At 71.7% G+C, this 20,973-nt stretch carries 18 protein-coding genes and 1 tRNA gene; 12 read left to right on the top strand and 7 right to left on the bottom strand.

What is annotated here, in order from left to right:
• The first annotated feature begins 104 nt into the window (after positions 1-104).
• Together ACNTMW_RS27440 and ACNTMW_RS27435 are read left to right on the top strand one after the other, a co-directional pair.
• On the top strand, positions 105-716 hold the full coding sequence (locus tag ACNTMW_RS27440) for a LysE family translocator (protein WP_426636745.1): 612 nt from the start codon (positions 105-107) through the stop codon (positions 714-716).
• A 71-nt stretch (positions 717-787) separates the two neighbouring features.
• Positions 788-1,504: a B3/B4 domain-containing protein gene (locus tag ACNTMW_RS27435; protein WP_426636744.1), complete on the top strand. Its 717-nt coding sequence runs from the start codon at positions 788-790 to the stop codon at positions 1,502-1,504.
• On the opposite strand, the gene ACNTMW_RS27430 is transcribed toward ACNTMW_RS27435, so the two are convergent.
• From ACNTMW_RS27430 to ACNTMW_RS27410, 5 genes are all read right to left on the bottom strand, one after another.
• Positions 1,486-3,096, bottom strand: a complete 1,611-nt coding sequence (locus ACNTMW_RS27430; RefSeq protein ID WP_426636743.1) for an LLM class flavin-dependent oxidoreductase — start codon at positions 3,094-3,096, stop codon at positions 1,486-1,488. The two genes, ACNTMW_RS27435 and ACNTMW_RS27430, sit on opposite strands and share 19 nt — an antisense overlap.
• A gap of 100 nt (positions 3,097-3,196) precedes the next feature.
• Positions 3,197-4,090 carry a nuclear transport factor 2 family protein gene (locus ACNTMW_RS27425; RefSeq protein ID WP_426636759.1) on the bottom strand — a complete coding sequence of 298 codons (894 nt, stop codon included), beginning with the start codon at positions 4,088-4,090 and terminating at the stop codon, positions 3,197-3,199.
• 171 nt (positions 4,091-4,261) lie between these two features.
• Positions 4,262-5,233, bottom strand: a complete 972-nt coding sequence (locus tag ACNTMW_RS27420; RefSeq protein ID WP_426636758.1) for a sigma-70 family RNA polymerase sigma factor — start codon at positions 5,231-5,233, stop codon at positions 4,262-4,264.
• A gap of 831 nt (positions 5,234-6,064) precedes the next feature.
• Positions 6,065-6,373: a hypothetical protein gene (locus ACNTMW_RS27415; RefSeq protein WP_426636757.1), complete on the bottom strand. Its 309-nt coding sequence runs from the start codon at positions 6,371-6,373 to the stop codon at positions 6,065-6,067.
• 289 nt (positions 6,374-6,662) lie between these two features.
• Positions 6,663-6,737: transfer RNA gene (locus tag ACNTMW_RS27410), tRNA-Arg, on the bottom strand.
• A 192-nt stretch (positions 6,738-6,929) separates the two neighbouring features.
• Between ACNTMW_RS27410 and ACNTMW_RS27405 the strand changes: the two genes are divergently transcribed.
• Positions 6,930-7,118, top strand: a complete 189-nt coding sequence (locus ACNTMW_RS27405; protein ID WP_426636742.1) for a hypothetical protein — start codon at positions 6,930-6,932, stop codon at positions 7,116-7,118.
• Between the two features lie 153 nt (positions 7,119-7,271).
• Here the strand turns inward: ACNTMW_RS27405 and ACNTMW_RS27400 are convergent, their stop codons facing one another.
• Positions 7,272-7,904 carry a DUF305 domain-containing protein gene (locus tag ACNTMW_RS27400; RefSeq protein WP_426636741.1) on the bottom strand — a complete coding sequence of 211 codons (633 nt, stop codon included), beginning with the start codon at positions 7,902-7,904 and terminating at the stop codon, positions 7,272-7,274.
• Entirely contained in the window at positions 7,904-8,824 is a 921-nt protein-coding gene (locus tag ACNTMW_RS27395; RefSeq protein WP_426636740.1) for a thioredoxin-like domain-containing protein, read from the bottom strand. The genes ACNTMW_RS27400 and ACNTMW_RS27395 overlap by 1 nt, the downstream gene beginning before the upstream one ends.
• 123 nt (positions 8,825-8,947) lie before the next feature.
• On the opposite strand from ACNTMW_RS27395, the gene argS reads away from it, so the two are divergent.
• The 9 genes from argS to prfA all read left to right on the top strand — a co-directional run bounded on the left by argS (position 8,948) and on the right by prfA (position 20,844).
• Entirely contained in the window at positions 8,948-10,603 is a 1,656-nt protein-coding gene (gene argS, locus ACNTMW_RS27390; protein WP_426636739.1) for an arginine--tRNA ligase, read from the top strand.
• Between the two features lie 6 nt (positions 10,604-10,609).
• Positions 10,610-11,995: a diaminopimelate decarboxylase gene (gene lysA / locus ACNTMW_RS27385; protein WP_426636738.1), complete on the top strand. Its 1,386-nt coding sequence runs from the start codon at positions 10,610-10,612 to the stop codon at positions 11,993-11,995.
• Positions 11,996-11,997: 2 nt separating this feature from the next.
• Complete coding sequence (locus ACNTMW_RS27380; RefSeq protein WP_426636737.1) at positions 11,998-13,311, top strand: homoserine dehydrogenase; 1,314 nt, start codon at positions 11,998-12,000, stop codon at positions 13,309-13,311.
• 2 nt (positions 13,312-13,313) lie between these two features.
• A complete protein-coding gene (thrC, locus tag ACNTMW_RS27375) occupies positions 13,314-14,363 on the top strand; it encodes a threonine synthase (RefSeq protein ID WP_426636736.1) in 1,050 nt (349 codons plus the stop codon).
• Positions 14,360-15,586, top strand: a complete 1,227-nt coding sequence (locus ACNTMW_RS27370; protein WP_426636735.1) for an MFS transporter — start codon at positions 14,360-14,362, stop codon at positions 15,584-15,586. The genes thrC and ACNTMW_RS27370 overlap by 4 nt, the downstream gene beginning before the upstream one ends.
• 182 nt (positions 15,587-15,768) lie before the next feature.
• Positions 15,769-16,719: a homoserine kinase gene (gene thrB, locus ACNTMW_RS27365; protein WP_426636733.1), complete on the top strand. Its 951-nt coding sequence runs from the start codon at positions 15,769-15,771 to the stop codon at positions 16,717-16,719.
• Positions 16,720-16,998: 279 nt separating this feature from the next.
• Complete coding sequence (gene rho, locus ACNTMW_RS27360; RefSeq protein WP_426636732.1) at positions 16,999-19,089, top strand: transcription termination factor Rho; 2,091 nt, start codon at positions 16,999-17,001, stop codon at positions 19,087-19,089.
• A 322-nt stretch (positions 19,090-19,411) separates the two neighbouring features.
• Positions 19,412-19,642, top strand: coding sequence for a 50S ribosomal protein L31 (rpmE, locus tag ACNTMW_RS27355; protein WP_426636731.1), 231 nt, complete (start codon positions 19,412-19,414; stop codon positions 19,640-19,642).
• Positions 19,643-19,755: 113 nt separating this feature from the next.
• On the top strand, positions 19,756-20,844 hold the full coding sequence (gene prfA, locus ACNTMW_RS27350; RefSeq protein ID WP_426636729.1) for a peptide chain release factor 1: 1,089 nt from the start codon (positions 19,756-19,758) through the stop codon (positions 20,842-20,844).
• Positions 20,845-20,973: the final 129 nt, after the last annotated feature.

The raw sequence follows: 20,973 nt of genomic DNA, 5'->3' as shown, positions 1-20,973 counted from the left end.
CGGGCCGCTCCCGTCGCCGAGGCGCGCCGCCGCGCGGGGGCGGTGACGCGCCGCAGTGCGGTGGGCAGCGGCCCGCCGCCGGCCTGCCCGCGAGGAGACCCGCCGTGAGTATCGCGTTCCTGGTGACCGCGCTCGTCGTGATCGTCACGCCCGGCCCGGGTGTGGTCTACACGCTGTCGACCGGGCTGACCCACGGCGGCCGGGCGGGCGTGGTCGCGGCGGCCGGATGCACCCTCGGTCTCGTACCGCACATCGCCGCGACGATCGTCGGTCTCGCGGCCCTGCTGCGTACCGGCACGGTGGCGTTCCAGGTGCTGAAGGTCGCGGGCGCGGTGTACCTGCTCCACCTGGCCTGGGCCACGCTCACCGACGCCCGGCCCGTCGTGGTGGCGGGGGAGGACGCCCCTCGCCCGGCGGCCAGGACCGTCGTCTCCGGGGTGCTGAGCGGCGTATTCAACCCGAAGCCGACCATCTTCTTCGTCGCCTTCCTGCCGCAGTTCGTGCCCGGCGGCCAGGCGGACCCGCTCACCCGGATGGTGCTGCTGAGCGCGGTCTTCATGCTGCTGACCTTCGTGGTCTTCGCCGCGTACGGCATCTTCGCCGGATCGGTCAGGAGGTATGTGATCGCACGGCCGCGGGTGCTGGCCTGGCTGCGCCGGGCCTTCGCCGGCTCCTTCGCCGCGCTCGCCGCCGCCCTCGTCCTCACCGGCCGGTGACCAGCTGCCGGCCGGTGACCCGACAGTCGCACGCCGACCCGACAACCGCACGTCACGATCGAGGATCGCCCATGTACTTCCAGCATTCGCCGGACATCTGGACCGAACACCCGGGTCTCGTCGCCGGTGTCGTCTTCGCCGCCGGGGTCGACGCGCACGCCCCGGTCGACTCCAGGGTGGCCGGGCACGCCGCCGTCGCCGAGGCCCGGCTCGCCGCGAGCGCGGTGTCCGACCTGCCCGAGATACAGGCGTGGCGGCGTACCTTCTCTCGGATGGGCCTCAAGCCCACGCAGTACCGGTGCGCGTCGGAGGCGCTGCTGCGGCGCTTCGCGAAGGAGCGGGCACTGCCCCGGATCCACCCGGTGATCGACCTGTGCAACGCGGTCTCGCTCGCGGCCGCCATCCCGGTCGGGGTGTTCGACGCCGCCAGGATCTCCGGGTACCTGGAGGTCCGGCACGCCGACGGTACCGAGGACTACCTGACCTTCTCGGGAGAGCACGAGCACCCCGACCGACGCGAAGTGATCTTCGCCGACGGCGCCGGGCGGGCGCACAGTCGACGGTGGACGAACCGGCAGAGCGGCCACTCGGCGGTACGGGACTCGACGAGCACCGTCCTGGTCGTGGTCGAGGCGATGCACGACTCGGCCGCCGTGGACGTACCGGAACTGACCGCCACGATCGCCGACGAACTGGCCGGGGTGTGGGCGGTCAGCCCGTCGACGGCGATCCTGAGCCGGTCCGCACCGCGGTGGTCGTACCCGGGTGACTACACCTGCCCGGCGTAGAAACCGTACCGGGCGAGGGGCTCGACGATCTGGTGCTCCTCGTAGGACAGGTGCGACAGCAGGGTGTCGGTGAGGATGTCGACGGCCTCCTGCAGTTCACGGAAGTCGCCGGGGTCGCGCATGAGGTTGACCAGCGCGCGGTCGACGCCTTCGACGACCTCGTGGATGATGACGTGCTCCTGCTCCAGGCGGTCGATGACCGGTACCAGGCCGGCGTCGGCGCGGCGCAGGTGCGGGAAGATCGAGGAATCCTCGATGCCGTGGTGCTGGGTGAGCGCGGTGCAGTAGGCGGCGCAGTACGCGCCGAGGGTCCAGTTGTTCTGCCGCATGGTCATCTGGTTGAGCACGCCCCGCGCCGCACCCGCCGACACGGTGCCGTCCTTGACCTGCGCGAGGACGTCCCGGATCTGGGCGAGCTCCTGGCGCAGGTGGTCGTGCACGTCCACGAGGTGCTGACCGACGGCCCGGGCGCGGTCGGTGTACACCTGCCCGGCCGGGGCGGGCGGGGCCACCGGTCGGGTGCTCTCGTCCCACAGCCGGCGGTCGCTGAGCCGCGCGGCGGGCGGCGGGGTGGGGGAGACGGCGAGCGCCGGTGAGCCGCCGGCCACGACCGGTTCCGGCCGGGGCGCCGGGTGCTCCGGGTGCGCCGCCGCGGGCGTCGGTTGGGCCGCCGCGGTTTCCCGCCGCTGGCCGGGCGTGGCGCGCTCGGCCGCGACGAGTTCCCGTACCGCGGGCGCGACCTCCTGGCCGAAGGGCTCGATCACCGACGGGTCGTCGGCCATCAGGATGAAACCGGAGATGCCGTACTCCAGCGCGATGCCGGCCAGCTCCTCCACCCACTGCTTGGGCGGCCCGGTCAGCAGGCCGGCGCTCGCGCTGGTGAACCGGCCGGAGATGTTGAGCAGGCGGCGTACCGATGCGGGCTCGCGCCCGGCCGCCGTCGCGGCCTCGTCGATGTGGGCGTTGAGGTCGGCCAGGTCGCGTACACCGCCCGGCAGGTACGGGAGGCTGGGCAGCCAGCCGTCCGCGCTACGGCCGACCAGCCGCAGCATGCGGGGCTTGTAGGCGCCGACCCAGATGCCGATGTCGTGCGCCGGGGCCGGTCCGCGCTTGGCCCCGACGACGCGGTAGTGCTCGCCGGCCACGCGTACCCCGCCACGCCGGTCGGCCGCCCAGACCTCGCGGATGATCCGGATGGCCTCGTCCAGGGCGTCGACAGCCTGCCCGGCGGTCAGGCGGCGGCCGCCGGTCGCCTCGATGGCGTCCCAGAACGCGCCCGCGCCGAGGCCCAGCTCGACCCGTCCACCGCTGAGCAGGTCCAGGCTGGCTGCGCTGCGGGCCAGGACGACCGGCTGCCGCAGCGGCAGGTTCAGTACGTTGCCGCTCAGCCGGATGCGGCTGGTCGCGGCGGCGACGTAGGACAGCAGGGTCCAGGTGTCGAGGAAGCCCGGCTGGTACGGGTGGTCCTGGAACGTGGCGAGGTCGAGGTCCGCCCGCTCGGACCGCTGCGCGAGCGCCACGGCCAGGCCGGGCTGCTGCGCGGCCGGGGTGAGGAAGCTACCGAAGAGCAGGTCGTGGCCGTAGTCCGTCATGTCAGCGTCCGCTCTCCCTCGGTCGTCGCGCACTGTCGTGGTCGGATTCTCGTCGTGTTCCGGCGCGTACGGTCGCCGTCGGCGCCGCGCGTGAGCATCCTCACCGGGGACGCAGGTCCGTCCTGGCCTGCCCGGTACCGGGATCGACCGGGTACGACAGGTGCTGGTGGATCATCGACCACGCGCCACCGACCTTCCGGAACACCCGGGTCCCGCGCGACCAGTACTCCTCGATCCTGCCGTCCGGGTGCTCGACGCCCATCCGGTTGAGTCCCCAGGCGACGGCGAGGTCCCCTCGGGCGAGGACCGTCAGGTCCGGTACCTGCCAGGTCGCCGTGGCGTCGCCGGCGTCGAGGCCGCGCGCGCAGACCTCGCGGACGCTGTCCACGCCGAGGTACTCCAGGGGCTCTTCGTGCTCGTAGGAGACGACGTCGGTGGCGATGTGCGCCATCAGCGCGTCGAGGTCCTTGGCGGCGGTACGGTCGAACCAGTATTGGTGCAGCGCACGCACCTCCCGTGCGGCCGCCTCGTCGCCGGTATCGGGGTCGTGGGCGTCGGCCGGGTCGCGCGGGTCGGTGTGGTCGCGGGCGTCGGTGTGGTCGCGGGCGTCGGTGTGGTCGTGGGCCTCGGCGAACGAGTGGTGCTCGTGCGCGACGACCCAGCGACCGCCCTCCTTGCGCAGGCCGAGGGTCAGGCGCAGCCGGATGTCCGGGTCGCGCGCCAGGTCCTGTGGGGCGCCGCAACGCAGCAGGGCGTACGCGAACGCGACGTCGCCGCCCGCGGTCACCTCCAGTGAGGTGATCTCGAACCGGGCGCCCTGTGCCTGCCAGCGCAGGAACGGCGGCCAGGCCTCGCGGTACGCGTCGATCCCGCGTACGCCCTCGTGCGGTGGCGGTACGTCGAACATCACGATGTCGTCCGCGTGGTCGGCCAGGACGCCGTCGAGGTCACCGGTGTGCACGGCGTTCGCCCAGCGCTCGATGAGATCCCTGATCGACGCTTCGTCGCCGGCCGTCGCCGCGCCGCCCGGCTGCGGTCCGCCCGGCTGCGGTCCGCTCGGCGGGGTCGTGGGGTGCGGGGGTCGCACGGAGTGCCTCCTTCGGGTACGTGGCAGCTGTCACGACTACAACCCCCGCGACGGCGTGGACTCATCGCGCGCGTCGAATCAGCCCATGACCCTGTCGGGCAGCCCGAACGCCGTCAGGTCCGCCGTCAGGAACGAGACCACCTCGACGATGCGGGTACCGCGCAGGGCCAGCAGGTCCAGCCCGGCCGCGACGTAGGCCGCCTCGGCCCCGTCCCACCGGTACGTGCCGAAGGCCACCTGCCCGTTCGCCCGCGCCGGCAGGAACCGCCACCGCCGTGCCAGCGGCGCCGCGAGGAGGAACCCGCGGATGTCCGCGCGGCCGGAGTACCAGACCGGCAGTGGCGGCATGGAGTACCGGGCGTCCTCAGCCAGCATCGCCACGATCGCCTCGACGTCGCCGGCCTCCCACGCGGCGGCGTACCGCTGCGCCAGGTCCCGCACCGCCCGGTCGCCCAGGGAGCGCAGCGTCGCCTGCTGGCTCTCCGCGGGTAACGCCGCGTCGATCACCCGGCGGGCCCGTTGCAGGGCGCTGTTGACTCCCGTAACCGTGGTACCCAGCAGGTCGGCGACCTCCCGGGCGGTGAACCCGAGGACCTCCCGCAGCAGCAACACGGCGCGCTGCGGACCGGACAGGTGCTGCAACGCGGCGACGAAAGCAAGCTCTACGCGCTCGCGCGCCAGTACGCGCGCCTCGGGGCTCAGCTCCCGCGTCCAGCCCAGCCGGTCGTCCGGGTACGGTTCGACCCACGCTGTCTCGGCCGGCGGCGCCGCAGCCGGGCTCAGGTCGGTCGGGAGTTCCCGGCGGCCCCGGCGCTCGATCAGCGTCAGGCACCGGTTGGTCGCGATCCGGTACAGCCACGGCCGGATCGACCCGCGGTCTTCGAACCGGTCCAGGCCCCGCCAGGCCCGTACCAGCGTCTCCTGGACGGCGTCGTCGGCGTCGTGGACGGACCCCAGCATGCGGTAACAGTGCGCGTGCAGCTCCCCGCGCAGCGGATCGACAAGGGCACCGAAGGCGAGCGGGTCGCCGTCCCGGGCCGCCGCCACCAGCCGCGCGGCAACGGGCCCACCGGACGCCGTACCGGCGCCTGACGGTGGGTCGTCATGTCCGGGCTCGTCCACCACCACGCGGACATCCTCCCCGTACCGTCAGAGGAGGTGCCACCCCGGGCAGCACACCCTGATGGCCGTCCCGCAGGTCGCCCACCGCACCATAGGTTTATGCAGGCTTGGTGATCTAGGAACCCTTAGCTCGCCGGCTTTTGCGGCAGGTTCCGAGGCGGCGAAGCGGTGCCAAAGGAACAAGGGGTACTCGGTGTGCATCCGCTTGTAGTCTGATAGGGCAAGTTTGTACTGGTCATGAACCGCTGCGCCCGGTTTACGGACCGGGCGAGGATCGCAACATGTCCACGATCACCTTGTCGTTGTGAGCTGCGGCGGGTCCACAGGCTGTCACGCCGGCCGCCGCTGTCACTGATGACCAGTTGGTAACAGACACCGCGCCGCCGGAGAGATCCACCGCGGTGGCCGACGGCGCCGACAGGATCGCCCGCGGCGAGGCGGCACACCGCTGACAGTTACGCATCGGCGGCACCGCCTGCTGGAGCCGACGCCGACTCTCGTCGGTAGGCGCAGACCGCGTATCCACCTCGCCGGCGACGACGTGGAGGAAGTGACCGAGCCGATCGTTGCGGACCCGGTGACCACCGGCTCGCAGCCCCACCGCCAGGTTCCTCCGGTTCACCGGAGATCCCTCGGCGATCAATCGGTCCCGGACCAGCCGCGCGGCAGCCTCCAAACCCGCCAGATCAGTCCCGGTCCGGGACCGGCTCACGGACTGCTCGGTCCCGACGGTCCCGTCGCGCCCATCGCCGTCCCGGTTCACCGGTCTTGCTGGTCCGGTCCCGACCCGGTCCCAACGTCGGGGACCGACCCAACGGGACCAAGTGATCCCGGACCAGCGGTCTCATCCCGGGAAGTGCCGCCCATGGCGGTCCCCGATGGAGCGGCATCCGGCAGTCCGGACAGCAGCTTGATTGACACGAGCAACGCCACTGCCGGCCAGTCGGCCACCAGCCGCCCGACCGGATCCGCCCCGCCGACCGCTACGTTCGCCGCCGTCCCGGCCGCCAGCGCCGCCCACGGCAGCCGACCCGCCCGCGCACCGGCCCGGCGATGCGCCAACAGCACCAGTGATGCCACGATCTCGATCCCGTCGACCGACACCGGAACGCGTGCGCCCGCCACCCGACCTCGCCGTGCAGCCGCGCCAACTCCGCCATGTGTGAGTGCGAAATTGCCCCGGCGACTCCGGCCAGCCCGATCACCGTCGTTCCGGCCGCGCCGACGATCACCCGATTCGTGGCGCTCATCGGGCACCACCCGACCGGCGCCGCCCCGCAGCCTCACGATCGACGCAAAGCGAAACGGCCGCCTCGATCACCAACGTTCGTGATCTTGACGACCGTGCCCATCTATCTGGTGCCCCCGGCAGGATTCGAACCTGCGCACCCGCCTCCGGAGGGCGGTGCTCTATCCCCTGAGCTACGGGGGCCCTTGCGACCAGAGAAGAGTAGCAGAGACGGATCGCGTTCCGCGCGGCGGTTGGCGGCGCGTCACACGCTGCCCGTTATGTCCGGCTCCGAACGGTGGTCGGCCGGGAATAGTGCCTGTTCAGGGGACTTGTTCACGCCTCCAGGGCCGGCAGGATCTGCATTTGCAACCAACGTGCTCCCGGGAGGCAACCATGACGAGCTACCGCATCGCGGCGGTCGCGGCCGTCAGTGGCGCGAACGCGGCCCTGTCCGCGCTCGCGTACCTGCCGCCGCCCGGGACCGCCGCGAGCCGGGCTACCCGGCGATCCGAGTTCCAGGCCGCGGGCCGGCCGGAGGAGGCACCCAGGGGCGCCGGCGCGGCGGGGCTGGACCGGAGGTAGCCAGCCCGTGACAGATGACGCCGCCTGTCACGCGGGGCCACACGGTAGACGAGGCGACCGGGGGTGGCGCCGTGCGGCGGACGGTAGACGCAAGACGACGGCGGGTCGGTACCGGGCTAACCCGGTACCGACCCGCCGTCGTCCGTACGGGCCCTACTGGAGGGGCTTCGCGCCCAACCGGGCCAGGATGCTGTTGAAGATCGTGATCTCGTTCTGCTGGCCGGATTTCATCAAGTCGGCCAGCCCGACCACGTCGGGGTTCTTGCTCTGCTTGAGGACGGCGTCGGCCATGTGGATGCCGCCGAGGTGGTGGCGGATCATCAACTGGCAGAAGAGGATGTCGAAGTCCTTGCCGGTGACCGTGTTGAGCTTCGTCAGCTCCTCGTCGGAGGCCATGCCGGGCATGCGGCCGTCGGGGGTCATCTCCTTCTCGCCGCCCGGCATCCAGGACATCGGCGGCTGGTCGGAGCTGCGGTGGACGTGCCACTTGTCCAGCCAGGCCTTCATCATGCCGCGCTGGTTCTCCTGGGTGAGGGCGATGTCGTACCCCTCCTGGCGGACCTCCGGATCGGTGGCCTTCCGGTAGGCCAGCATCCCCATCTCGACGGCCTGGCCGTGGTGCAGGGACATGTCGCGGACGAAGCCGGCCTCGGGGGAGTTCTCGCCCGGGCCGTACAGCCCGGCCGAGGCCACGCCCCCGGCGTACGCCAGGACCAGCGCCACCACCGCGGCGAGCCCGGCGAGGAGCAGCCGGACCCGCCGCGACGACGGCAGGATCGCCGGCATCAGCCGGTGCCGCCCGGCATGCCGGCCTGGCCGCCGGACGTGTCGGGCTGCAGGTCACGCGGGGTGGTCCCGGTCTCGGTGATGTACGCACCCGAGGAGCAGGTCGCGCCCGGCTCCTTGGCGGAGATCTCGCGCAGCGCCTTGACGAACTGGTCGATGCGCGGGTCGTCGGCCTTGTCGACCTTGAGCTGGTAGCCCCAGGTCTGCACCGAGATCGGCTTGTCCTGGCCCTCGTACGGGCTCATCAGCGTGTAGTCGTGGCCCTTGACCTTCTTGGCGAGCTGGTCGACCTCGGCCTTGGGCAGGTCGGGACGGTACGTGATCCAGATCGCGCCGTGCTCCATGCTGTGGACGGCGTGCTCGTTCGCGATCGGCGCGGTGTACACGTCGCCGAGGCAGCGTTGCCAGTTGTCGTTGTGCACGCCACCGACCGGCGGTGCCATCGGGTAGTTGATCTTCCCCGGCTGGTGCTGCTGGTACTCCAGCATCTTCGGGTTCGACTTGCGGTAGTTCTGGATGCCGCTGATCTTGGCGGCCCGGTCTTCCCAGCTCATGCCGTTCTGGTAGACCTGGTAGCCACCGAAGCCGATGATGCCGGCCGCGATCAGGCCGACCGCGCTGAACATGGCGATCGGTCCCCAGTTGCGACCCTGATTGACCTTCACCGGGGTGACCGGCCGGCGGCCGCCGCCCTTGCCGCCCGCGGCCGGCCGCGCACCCTTCTTGGCGGCGCCGGTGTTCTTGGCAGCGCCGGCGCCGCTGGCTGCCGCCCCGGGCTTGGCGCCCGCCCCGGGCTTGGCGCCCGCCTTGTCACCCGTCTTCTCGCCGGCCTTGTCCGCCGGGCCGTCCTTCGGCTTTCCGCCGGGCTTCGTGCTCGACGGTCGGCGCGTCCCGCCGCCGTGCTGCGTACTCATGCTCATGGGGCCTCGTCAGGTGGGGGGATATTCAGGAAATCGGACCCGGGGCACGGCGACATCCCGCATTGTGACCAGCACATCGGGTCGCCACCAGATTGAGGAGTCTACCCTCGATAGCATTACTCGGTGACTCCCGCCGACCTTGCTGCCGCCATCCTCGACGCCGCCCGCTCCGTCCTGACCGAACGCGGCCTCGACGCGTCCGTGCTCCCCGCGACGACCAGCGTCGAGCGACCCCGCAACCCCGAGCACGGCGACTACGCCTCCGCGCTCGTCCTGCAGATCGCCAAGAAGGTCGGCGCCAACCCCCGTGAGCTGGCCGTCGCCCTTGCCGCGCGGCTCGAGCGCGTCGACGGCGTCAAGGCCGTCGAGGTCGCCGGCCCGGGCTTCCTCAACGTCCGGCTCGACCCGGCCGCCGCCGGCCGGCTGGCCCGCCTCGTGGTCGAGGCCGGCCGCGACTACGGGCGCACCGCCACCCTGGCCGGAGAGAAAATCAACCTGGAGTTCGTGTCGGCCAACCCGACCGGTCCGATCCACATCGGCGGGGTGCGCTGGGCGGCCGTCGGTGACGCGCTGAGCCGGCTGCTGCGCTCCGTCGGCGCGGAGGTCGGCACCGAGTACTACTTCAACGACGCCGGTGCGCAGATCGACCGGTTCGCCAACTCGCTGCTGGCTGCCGCGAAGGGGGAGCCGACGCCGGAGGACGGCTACGGCGGCGGGTACATCACCGACATCGCCCAGGCCGTGCTGGCCAAGCGGCCCGACGCGCTGAGCGCGCCCGACCCGCAGGAGATCTTCCGGGTCGAGGGCATCGCCCTGATGTTCGACGAGATCAAGGAGTCGTTGGCGCAGTTCGGCGTGCACTTCGACCGGTACTTCAACGAGAAGGACCTGCACGAGCGCGGTGAGCTGGACGCGGCACTGGCCCGGCTGCGCGAGCAGGGCCACGTGTACGACGCCGAGGGCGCGACCTGGCTGCGCACCACCGACTTCGGCGACGACAAGGACCGGGTGCTGCGCAAGTCCGACGGCGCCTGGACGTACTTCGCCGCCGACTGCGCGTACTACCTGGACAAGCGCGAGCGCGGCTTCGAGCGGGTCGTGATCATGCTGGGCGCCGACCACCACGGCTACATCGGCCGGATGAAGGCCATGTCGGCGTGCTTCGGTGACGACCCCGAGCGCAACCTGGAGATCCTGATCGGCCAGATGGTCAACCTGGTCCGGGAGGGCCAGCCGGTCCGGATGAGCAAGCGCGCCGGCACGGTGGTGACGATCGAGGATCTGGTCGACGCGATCGGCGTGGACGCCGCCCGGTACGCGCTGGCGCGGTACTCGGTCGACTCGCCGATCGACATCGACATCGAGCTGTGGACCCGGCGCAGCAACGACAACCCGGTCTTCTACGTGCAGTACGCGCACGCCCGGATCGCCAGCCTGCTGCGTCACGCGGCCGACTTGGGCATTACGCGCGGCGACGACTACGATCCGTCATTGCTCAGCCACGAGAAGGAGAACGAACTGCTCAAGGCGCTCGGCGAGTTCCCGGGGATCGTGACGGCCGCCGCCGAGCTGCGGGAGCCGCACCGGGTGGCCCGCTACCTGGAGGAGACGCTGGCGCCGGCGTACCACAAGTTCTACGACTCGTGCCGGGTTCTGCCTCAGGGCGACGAGGAGGCGACCGACCTGACGAGGGCCCGGCTCTGGTTGGTCGAGGCGGCCCGGGTCGTCTTCGCCAACGGGCTCGACCTGCTGGGCGTCTCCGCCCCGGAACGGATGTAAGGACGAATGCGCGCACACGAGGCGGGAGCACTCCACGCCGACATCGGACACCGCGGCCCGGCCTGGCTGCGTACCCCCGACGACGTCAACGCCCTCCTGCCGCAGCTGTGGCCGCGGACGGTGACCCGCGGCGAGGCCGGCGCCCTGACGGTGGGCGGCCTCGACGTACGGGAGATCGCCAAGGAGTACGGCACCCCGGCGTACGTGCTGGACGAGGCCGACTTCCGCGCCCGCTGCCGGGACTTCGTCGCGGCGTTCGGAGACTGTGACGTCTACTACGCCGGCAAGGCGTTCCTGTGCCGCGCGGTGGTGCGCGTGATCGCCGAGGAGGGGCTCTTCCTGGACGTCTGCTCCGGCGGTGAGCTGGCGGTGGCGCTCGCCGCCGGTATGCCGCCCGAGCGCCTGGGCTTCCACGGCAACAACAAGTCGGCCGCCGAGCTGACCCGGGCGGTCGACGCCGGGGTCGGGCGGATCATCGTCGACTCGTTCCACGAGATCGAACGGTTGACCGCCGTCGCGCGCGAGCGCGGCGCCCGTCCGCAGGTGTTGATCCGGGTGACCGTGGGCGTCGAGGCGCACACCCACGAGTACATCGCGACCGCGCACGAGGACCAGAAGTTCGGCTTCTCGCTCGCCGGTGGCGCGGCGCTCGCCGCCGCGCTGAAGATCCTCGACGAGGACGTGCTGGAGCTGCGCGGTCTGCACTCGCACATCGGCTCGCAGATCTTCGACACCGGCGGGTTCGAGGTGTCGGCGCGGCGGGTGCTGGGCCTTTCGGCACAGATCCGCGACGCGCGCGGCGTCGAGCTGCCCGAGCTTGACCTGGGTGGCGGCTTCGGCATCGCGTACACCAGCCAGGACGACCCGGCCGCCCCGGGGGAGCTGGCCAAGCGCCTCGGCAAGATCGTCGAGGACGAGTGCGAGCTGGCGCGGCTGGCCGTGCCGCGGTTGTCGATCGAGCCCGGCCGGGCGATCGCCGGTCCGGCGATGTTCACGCTCTACGAGGTGGGCACCGTCAAGGACGTCGACGGTATCCGCAGTTACGTCAGCGTCGACGGGGGCATGAGCGACAACATCCGCACCGCGCTGTACGACGCGTCCTACTCCGCCACGATCGCCGGCCGGGCGTCGGACGCCGGGCCGATGCTCGCCCGGGTGGTGGGAAAACATTGCGAGGCAGGGGACATCGTCGTGAAGGATGAATTCCTGCCCGCGGACGTGCGGCCGGGAGATCTTCTCGCCGTACCGGGCACGGGTGCGTACTGCCGCAGCATGGCGAGCAACTACAACCACGTGCCGCGGCCCCCGGTGGTGGCCGTCGCCGACGGCGCCGCCCGCGTGGTCGTCCGCCGGGAGACCGAGGACGACCTTCTCGCGTTGGACATGGGGTGAGCATGAATCCGGTCCGGATTGCGCTACTCGGCTGCGGCACCGTCGGTACCGAAGTGGTGCGTCTACTGCATGACCAGGCCGCCGACCTGACCGCCCGGGTCGGTGCGCCGCTGGAGCTGGCCGGCATCGCCGTGCGCCGGCCCGCGCGCGACCGCGGTGACCTGCCGGTCGACCCGGCCCTGTTCACGACCGACGCGCTGGACCTGGTCAAGCGCGAGGACGTGGACGTGGTCGTCGAGGTCGTCGGCGGGATCGAGCCGGCGCGTACCTGGCTGGTCGAGGCGCTGCGGCGGGGCAAGAGCGTCGTGACCGCCAACAAGGCCCTGCTGGCCGAGGACGGCCCGGCGCTGCACGACGCGGCCATGGAGGGGCACGCCGACCTGTACTACGAGGCGTCCGTCGCCGGCGCCATCCCGCTGCTGCGGCCGCTGCGCGAGTCGCTGCACGGCGACCGCATCACCCGGGTCACCGGCATCGTCAACGGCACCACCAACTTCATCCTGTCGTCGATGGACGCGACCGGTGCCGGGTTCTCCGAGGCGCTCGACGAGGCGACCGCCCTCGGGTACGCCGAGGCCGACCCCACCGCCGACGTGGAGGGCTTCGACGCCGGCGCCAAGGCCGCGATCCTCGCGTCGCTGGCGTTCCACACCCGGGTACGGGCGGCGGACGTGCACCGCGAGGGGATCACCGAGGTGACCGCCGCCGACATGGCCGGCGCGAGGGCGATGGGCTGCACGATCAAGCTGCTGTGCATCGCCGAGCGGAGCGAGGCCGGCAGCGGCGCGGACGGCCGTCCGTTCGACGGTGTGAGCGTGCGGGTGCACCCGGCGATGATCCCGCGCAGCCACCCGCTGGCCGGCGTGGGCGACGCCTTCAACGCGGTCTTCGTCGAGGCCGAGGCCGCGGGCCAGCTGATGTTCTACGGTCGGGGCGCCGGCGGGGCACCCACCGCGAGCGCGGTGCTCGGCGACATCGTCGCGGTCGCCCGCAACCGCCTCGCCGGGGTGCGCGCGCCCAGCGAGTCCGCCTACGCCGACCTGCGCATCCGTCCGATCGGTGAGGCGGTCACCCGCTACCACATCAGCCTCGACGTGGCCGACCGTGCCGGTGTGCTGGCGGCCGTCGCCGGCGTGTTCGCCAAGCACGGCGTCAGTATTGCCACCGTCAACCAGTCGGGGCGCGGCAACGAAGCCGTCCTCGTGATCGTCACGCACCGGGCACCGGACGCGGCGCTGGCCGCCACGGTCGCCGAACTGCGCACGCTGGACATCGTCAGGTCCGTGGCCAGCGTCCTGCGCGTCGAAGGGGAGTAGCCATGTGGCGCGGATTGATCGAGCGGTACCGCGACCGCCTGCCGGTGACCGAGTCCACCCCGGTGGTGACCCTGCTGGAGGGCAACACGCCGCTGGTACCGGCGCCTGAGCTGTCCGGGCGACTCGACTGCGACGTGTACCTCAAGGTCGAGGGCGCCAATCCGACCGGTTCGTTCAAGGACCGGGGCATGACGATGGCCGTGTCCAAGGCCGTCGAGTCCGGCGCGAAGGCGGTCATCTGCGCCTCGACCGGTAACACGTCGGCGTCGGCGGCGGCGTACGCGGCCCGCGCCGGCCTGACCTGCGCCGTCCTCGTGCCGACTGGCAAGATCGCGATGGGCAAGCTGGCCCAGGCCCTGGTGCACGGCGCCCGGCTGCTCCAGGTCAACGGCAACTTCGACGACTGCCTGGCGCTGGCGTCCAAGCTCTCCATCGACTACCCGGTGGCCCTGGTCAACTCGGTCAACCCGGACCGGTTGGAGGGGCAGAAGACGGCGTCGTTCGAGATCGTCGAGGCGCTCGGCGACGCTCCCGACATCCACTGCCTGCCGGTCGGCAACGCCGGCAACATCACGGCGTACTGGATGGGCTACAACGAGGCGTTCGCCTTCGGCGAGGCGACCCGCAAGCCGAAGATGTACGGCTTCCAGGCCTCCGGCGCGGCGCCGATCGTGCGCGGCTCCGTCGTGCATAACCCGGAGACGATCGCCACCGCGATCCGGATCGGCAACCCGGCCTCGTGGACCAGGGCGGTCGACGCGCGGGACGAGTCCGGCGGCCTCATCCACGCCGTCAGCGACCGGGACATCCTCAACGCGTACCGGCTGCTGGCCCGCAAGGTCGGCGTCTTCGTCGAGCTGGGGAGCGCGGCGAGCGTCGCCGGGCTGCTCCAGTCGGCCGAGGCCGGCCTGGTACCGCGTGGCTCCACGATCGTCTGCACGGTCACCGGCCACGGCCTCAAGGACCCGGAGTGGGCGATCTCCACCGCGCCCTCGCCGACCACCATTCCGGCGGACGCGCTCGCGGCGGCCCGGGAGCTCGGCCTCGCTTGATCCTGTCGGTCCTGCGCCGCAACCGGGACTTCCGCCGCCTGGTCGCCGCCGAACTGGTCATGTTCGGCGGCGACTGGTTCGTCATGGTCCCGCTGCTGGTGCTGCTGCCCCGGCTGACCGGTAGCGGGCTGTGGGGCGGGCTGGTCCTCGCCGTCGACACCGGCATCCAGGCGCTGCTGCTGCCGTTCGCCGGTACGGTCGCCGACCGGCTGGACCGCCGGTACATCATGGTCGCGACCAACGCCGCCGGGGTGCTCGCCGTCCTGGCGCTGCTGCTGGTGCGCACGCCCGGTACGGCCTGGGTCGCGCCGGTCGCCGTGGCCGCCCTCGCAGTGGCGAAGGCGTTCTACACCCCGGCCGCGTCGGCGGCGTTGCCCAACCTCGTCGACGCGAACGACCTCGGCGCCGCCAACGCGGTCGCCGGCTCCGCGTGGGGCACGATGACCGTCGTCGCCGCCTCGCTGGGTGGGGTGCTCGCCGCGCGGGTCAGTCCGTACGCGTGTTTCGTCGTCACCGCCGTCTGCCTGGCGTCGGCGACGGCGGTGGTGTGGTCGATCCGCCGGCCGATGCAGGCCGGCACCGCGCCTGCGCCGGTACGCACGTTCGCCGCCATCGGGCAGGCGCTGCGCTACATCCGGTCCCGGCCGCAGGTCGCGGCGCTGGTCACGGTCAAGTCCGCGGTGGGCCTGGGCAACGGCGTCCTGACGACGTTCCCGCTGCTCGCCACGGCCGTGTTCGCGGTCGGCCCGGCCGGGACCGGTGTGCTGTTCGCCGCGCGTGGGCTGGGGGTGCTGATCGGGCCGCTGCTGCTACGCCGGGTCCTGGCGCACCGGTCCTGGCTGATGCCGGGTATCGCGCTCTCCATGGCCACCTACGGGGCGGCGTACCTCGCGGCGGCGGTGACGCCGTGGTTCTGGCTGGTCGTGGTGCTCGTCGTGGTCGCGCACGTCGGCGGTGGCGGCAACTGGGCGATGACCGGTTTCGCCCTGCAGACGCAGGTACCCGACGCGCTGCGCGGCCGGGTCTTCGCCACGGACGTCATGATCGCGACCATCGCGGTCACGGTGAGCCAACTGTCCGTGAGCGTCTCCGTCGACCACGTCGCCACCCGGGTACTGGTGGCCTGCTGCGGTGCGGTCACGCTCGGGTACGCGGTCGGCTGGCGCCTGGTCACCCGGCGGCTCCTGCGCCGGGTGGGGACGCCGGCCAGTTCGGTCCTATAGTCCATGGTCGTACGTCGATCGGTTTGATCGGGCTGACTGTTCGGCCGATGTAGGTGTGACGTTCCTGGGCGACTGGCCGGGATGACGGGGTCGAGGTCCCGCGCTGAGGATTCGAGCACACCGGCGAGTCTGGGCCGGGTCGCTGAACACCATCATCGGGTCGGTTGCCTAGCATGTGCCGCATGGCGTTCCTGACCGACCCGGTATGGGTACGGGCCCCCGCGACCAGTGCAAATCTGGGGCCGGGCTTCGACGCGCTCGGGCTCGCGCTCGGGTGTCATGACGACGTGGCGGCGCGGGTCACCACGGGCGGGGTCAGCGTGGCGGTGACCGGCGAGGGCGAGGGCGTCCTGCCGACCGACGCCAGCCACCTGGTCGTACGCGCGATGACGACCGCCTTCGACGAGCTGGGTGAGCACCCGGCCGGCCTGGAACTGCGCTGCCACAACCGCATTCCGCAGGCGCGCGGCATGGGCTCGTCCTCGGCCGCGATTGTCGCGGGAATACTCGCTGCCCGGGCGCTCGTTGTGGATGGCGCTGTCCGGATGCCGACCGAGGCGGTTCTGCGGTTGGCGGCCCGGTTGGAAGGCCATCCCGACAACGTCGCACCGTGCCTGCTCGGCGGGTTCACCATCGCGTGGACGGAGGCCGACGGGGCGCGGGCGGTCCGGGTCGACCCGGCGCCGGGTGTGCGCCCGGTGGTGTACGTACCCACCGAGCGCGGCCTGACCGAGGTCGCCCGGGCGGCGCTGCCGGAGTCGGTGCCGCACGTCGACGCGGCGTTCAACGCCGGCCGGTCGGCCTTGCTGGTGCACGCCCTGACCAGCGCTCCCGAACTGCTGTTCCCCGCGACCGAGGACCGGCTGCACCAGCCGTACCGGGCCAGCGGAGCGCCGGCCAGCGCGGCGCTGGTGGGTCGGCTGCGCGCCGCCGGCATCGCCGCCGTGGTCAGCGGTGCCGGCCCCACGGTGCTGGCGTTCGGAACCGACTACGGCGAACCGCCATCGGAACCCGGCTGGCAGGTCCGCCCTCTTGAGATCGACCTGAGGGGGGCGATAGTGACGATCGGCACGAGATCGGGTACCCTTGAACACGCCGAGCGGGACCCTGTTGCCGCAGGTTGGGCCGGTTGACTACGCTCTAGAGCTAGTAGCCGCTTCAAGTGCGGCGATCTCGAGCGGGACGGCGTACCGCAAACCACCCCGTGGCACCCCTTGCTCAAGCCTCGGCCGCCAAACCGCAGCTTTCACGGATCGCCTGCGGTGGGCGGGGCCTGACCGCACCGGTGGCCCGGTTTCCGCACGGCTGCAAAGACCCCCGTAACGCCCACGCGAAACGGGTGTATCCGCGGACCGCCCCGGCTGTCGTACCTCAAACCCGGGCAGTCCCGGCCTATCGAGGGAAGGAATCCATTGAGCGACACTACCGACGTGACGTCGGACGTCTCTGGCGACCGTTCGTCGGTCGTGGCTGAGAACGCTGAGCGCGCGGGCACCACCCGCCGTCGGCGCGCCGGCAGCGGGCTGTCCGCGATGCTACTGCCTGAGCTGCAGAGTCTGGCCTCGTCGCTCGGCATTTCCGGCATCGCCCGCATGCGCAAGGGCGAGCTGGTTGCCGCTATTCAGGAAAAGCAGGGCGGCGACGCCCGGACGTCCGGCGCTCGCGCCGAGGTCGCCGCCCGCGCGGAAGCCCCCCGCGCCGCGGTGCGGGCCGAGGTTCGGGCCGACGAGTCGGCCGACGCCGAGGAGCGGGCTCCCCGCCGGGCCAGCCGGCCGGCCGGTCCGCCGCAGTCGCGGGCGACCGCCGCGGACACCACCGAGCAGGCCGGCGCGAGTGCCCGCCCCGAAACGGCCGAGCGCACCGAGCGTCGCGACGACGCCGCCGAGCGCGGTGAGCGCGCCGAGCGCGGTGGCCGCGGTGACCGCAACGGCCGGGCCGACGAGCGGGCCGAGCGCGGTGAGCGGGCCGAGCGCGGTGAGCGGGCCGAGCGCGGTGAGCGGGCCGAACGCGGTGAGCGGGCCGAGCGCGGTGAGCGGGCCGAGCGCGGTGAGCGGGCCGAGCGCGGTGAGCGGGCCGAGCGCGGTGAGCGGGCCGAGCGCGGTGAGCGGGCCGAACGCGGTGAGCGGGCCGAACGCGGCGACCGTAACGACCGTGGTGAGCGCGGTGAGCGCGGTGAGCGCGGTCGTAACGACCGTGGTGAGCGCGGCGACGGCAACGTCCGCAACGACAGTCGCAACGACGTCCGCGACGACGCTGACGACGATGGTGACGGCGCCGGCCGCCGTGGGCGGCGCAGCCGGTTCCGCGATCGGCGGCGTGGCCGTGGCGAGCGGGGCGGCGAGGGCGGCGGCGAGCCGCAGACCAGCGAGGACGACGTGCTCGTCCCGGTGGCCGGCATTCTCGACGTGCTCGACAACTACGGCTTCATCCGGACCACCGGCTACCTGGCCGGCGCCAACGACGTGTACGTGTCGATGTCGCAGGTCAAGAAGTACGGTCTGCGCCGCGGTGACGCGGTCACCGGTGCCGTGCGCCAGGCCCGCGACGGCGAGCAGCGCCGCGACAAGTACAACCCGCTGGTGCGGCTGGACACGATCAACGGGATGGAGCCGGAGGAGGCGCGTCGTCGGCCGGAGTTCTACAAGCTGACGCCGCTGTACCCGCAGGAGCGGCTGCGGCTGGAGACCGAGCCGCACATCCTGACCACCCGCGTGATCGACCTGGTCATGCCGATCGGCAAGGGCCAGCGGGCGCTGATCGTGTCGCCGCCGAAGGCGGGCAAGACGATGGTGCTGCAGGCGATCGCGAACGCGATCACGCGCAACAACCCGGAGTGCCACCTGATGGTGGTGCTGGTCGACGAGCGTCCCGAAGAGGTCACCGACATGCAGCGGTCGGTGAAGGGCGAGGTCATCGCCTCGACGTTCGACCGGCCGCCGGGCGACCACACCATGGTCGCCGAGCTGGCGATCGAGCGGGCCAAGCGCCTGGTCGAGCTGGGCCACGACGTGGTCGTGCTGCTCGACTCGATCACCCGGCTGGGCCGGGCGTACAACCTGGAGGCGAAGGTCAGCGGCCGGATCCTCTCGGGTGGTATCGACTCCACCGCGCTGTACCCGCCGAAGCGCTTCCTCGGCGCGGCCCGCAACATCGAGAACGGCGGCTCGCTGACCATTCTCGCGACCGCGCTGGTCGAGACCGGGTCGGCCGGTGACACGGTCATCTTCGAGGAGTTCAAGGGCACGGGTAACGCCGAGCTCAAGCTCGACCGCAGGATCGCTGACAAGCGGGTGTTCCCGGCCGTCGACATCGACGCGTCCAGCACCCGTAAGGAAGAGATCCTGATGGCGCCGGAAGAGATGGCCATCGTGCACAAGCTCCGCAAGGTGCTGCACGCGCTCGACTCGCAGCAGGCGCTCGACCTGCTGCTGGACCGGCTCAAGAAGACCCGGACCAACATCGAGTTCCTGATGCAGATCGCCCAGTCCACGCCGGGCGAGTAGCGACGGACGGTACAGGGGGCGGTCACGCGACGAGCGTGGCCGCCCCCTTCCGCATCGTGGATCCGGCCGTTGCGGGTCCGGGGGGATCCGGGGCCGGGCACCGTCCTTGACGATGTCTGGCCACGAGGTGGGGCCACGGGGAATGCCGGCGTGACCGGCGGCGTTGCACCGACCGGTGTGCGTGACGCGGGTGGCCGCGGACGACGGTCGTCACCGGCATGGCACACTGGTACGTCGGCCAGGTACCGGTTCACGCCCGAGCCACCCCGAGTGGTGGTGCAGACGGCGACCCGGCGACCACAGATGAGAGGACCTCCCTGACGTGAAGCCCAACGCTCACCCGCAGTACGACGTGACCCAGGTCACCTGCTCCTGCGGTAACACGTTCACCACCCGTAGCACCGCGAAGAACGGCCAGATCCACGTGGAGACCTGCAACGTGTGTCACCCGTTCTACACCGGCAAGCAGCGTGTGCTCGACACCGCCGGCCGGGTCGCGAAGTTCCAGCAGAAGTACGCCAAGGTCAACAAGGCCAAGGCGGCCGGTAAGTAGCTGCGCCGACGGCGCCCGCACCGCGCTGCCCCGACGGGGCCGCGGGCGGGCGCCGTCTTCGTGTTCCCGCATCGTCACGACGTCAACCGGGCCGGCACACAGATAGGAAGAGCATGAACAGCGAGCGTCTGGAATCCCTTCTCGCCGAGTACGCCGAGCTGGAGCAGCGCCTTGCCGACCCGGCCATCCACGCCGACCAGAACGCGGCGCGCAGGGTGGGTCGTCGGTACGCCGAGCTGACCCCGATCGCGAAGACCGCGAACGAGCTGACCGAGGTCCGGGCCGACCTGGCCGCCGCGCGCGAGCTGGCCGAGGCCGACCCCGACTTCGCCGCCGAGGCGGCCGAGATCGAGGCCCGGCTGCCGGAGCTGGAGGAGCGGCTGGCCGAGCTGCTCATGCCGCGCGACCCCAACGACTCCAAGGACGTGATCCTGGAGATCAAGGCGGGGGAGGGCGGCGAGGAGTCCGCCCTGTTCGCCGGCGACCTGCTGCGGATGTACCTGCGCTACGCCGAGCGGCACGGCTGGGTCACCGAGGTGTTCGACTCGCAGGAGTCCGACCTCGGCGGGTACAAGGACGTCGCCGTGGCGATCAAGACCAAGGGCGTACCCGAGGGCGGGCACGGCGTGTGGTCGCGCCTGAAGTGGGAGGGCGGCGTCCACCGCGTGCAGCGGGTACCGGTCACCGAGTCGCAGGGGCGTATCCACACCAGCGCCGCCGGTGTGCTGGTCACGCCCGAGGCCGAGGAGGCCGAGGTCGAGATCGACCAGAACGACCTGCGGGTGGACGTGTTCCGCTCGTCGGGCCCCGGCGGGCAGAGCGTCAACACCACCGACTCGGCCGTGCGGATCACCCACCTGCCGACCGGCATCGTCGTCTCCTGCCAGAACGAACGCTCGCAGTTGCAGAACAAGGACCGGGCGATGCGGATGCTGCGCGCCAAGCTGGCGCAACTGGCCGAGGAGCAGGCGGCCGCGGCGGCGTCGGACGCCCGCAAGGCGCAGATCCGCACCGTCGACCGGTCGGAGCGGATCCGCACGTACAACTTCCCGCAGAACCGGATTACCGACCACCGGATCGGGTACACGGCGTACAACCTCGACCTGGTGCTCGCGGGTGACATGGACGGCGTGCTCGACGCGCTGACCGAAGCCGAGCGCCAGGCGCGTCTCGCGGGTGAAACCCAGCTGGTACGCAAGTAACGCTTGCTTCAGAAGGCAGTGACGTCTGTCGTGCTGTGGTGATCCAGGTCGCAACTGGCGATTGACGCCACCGTCACACCAGCGAAACCGGTTCCGGGCAGCATTGTGTCCAGTACGGTTTAAATCGGC

It is taken from the genome of Planosporangium spinosum (assembly GCF_049999945.1).
Lineage (GTDB): Bacteria > Actinomycetota > Actinomycetes > Mycobacteriales > Micromonosporaceae > Planosporangium > Planosporangium spinosum.
Note: the sequence above shows the minus strand (reverse complement) of the source record. Positions and strands in the feature narration are given on the sequence as shown.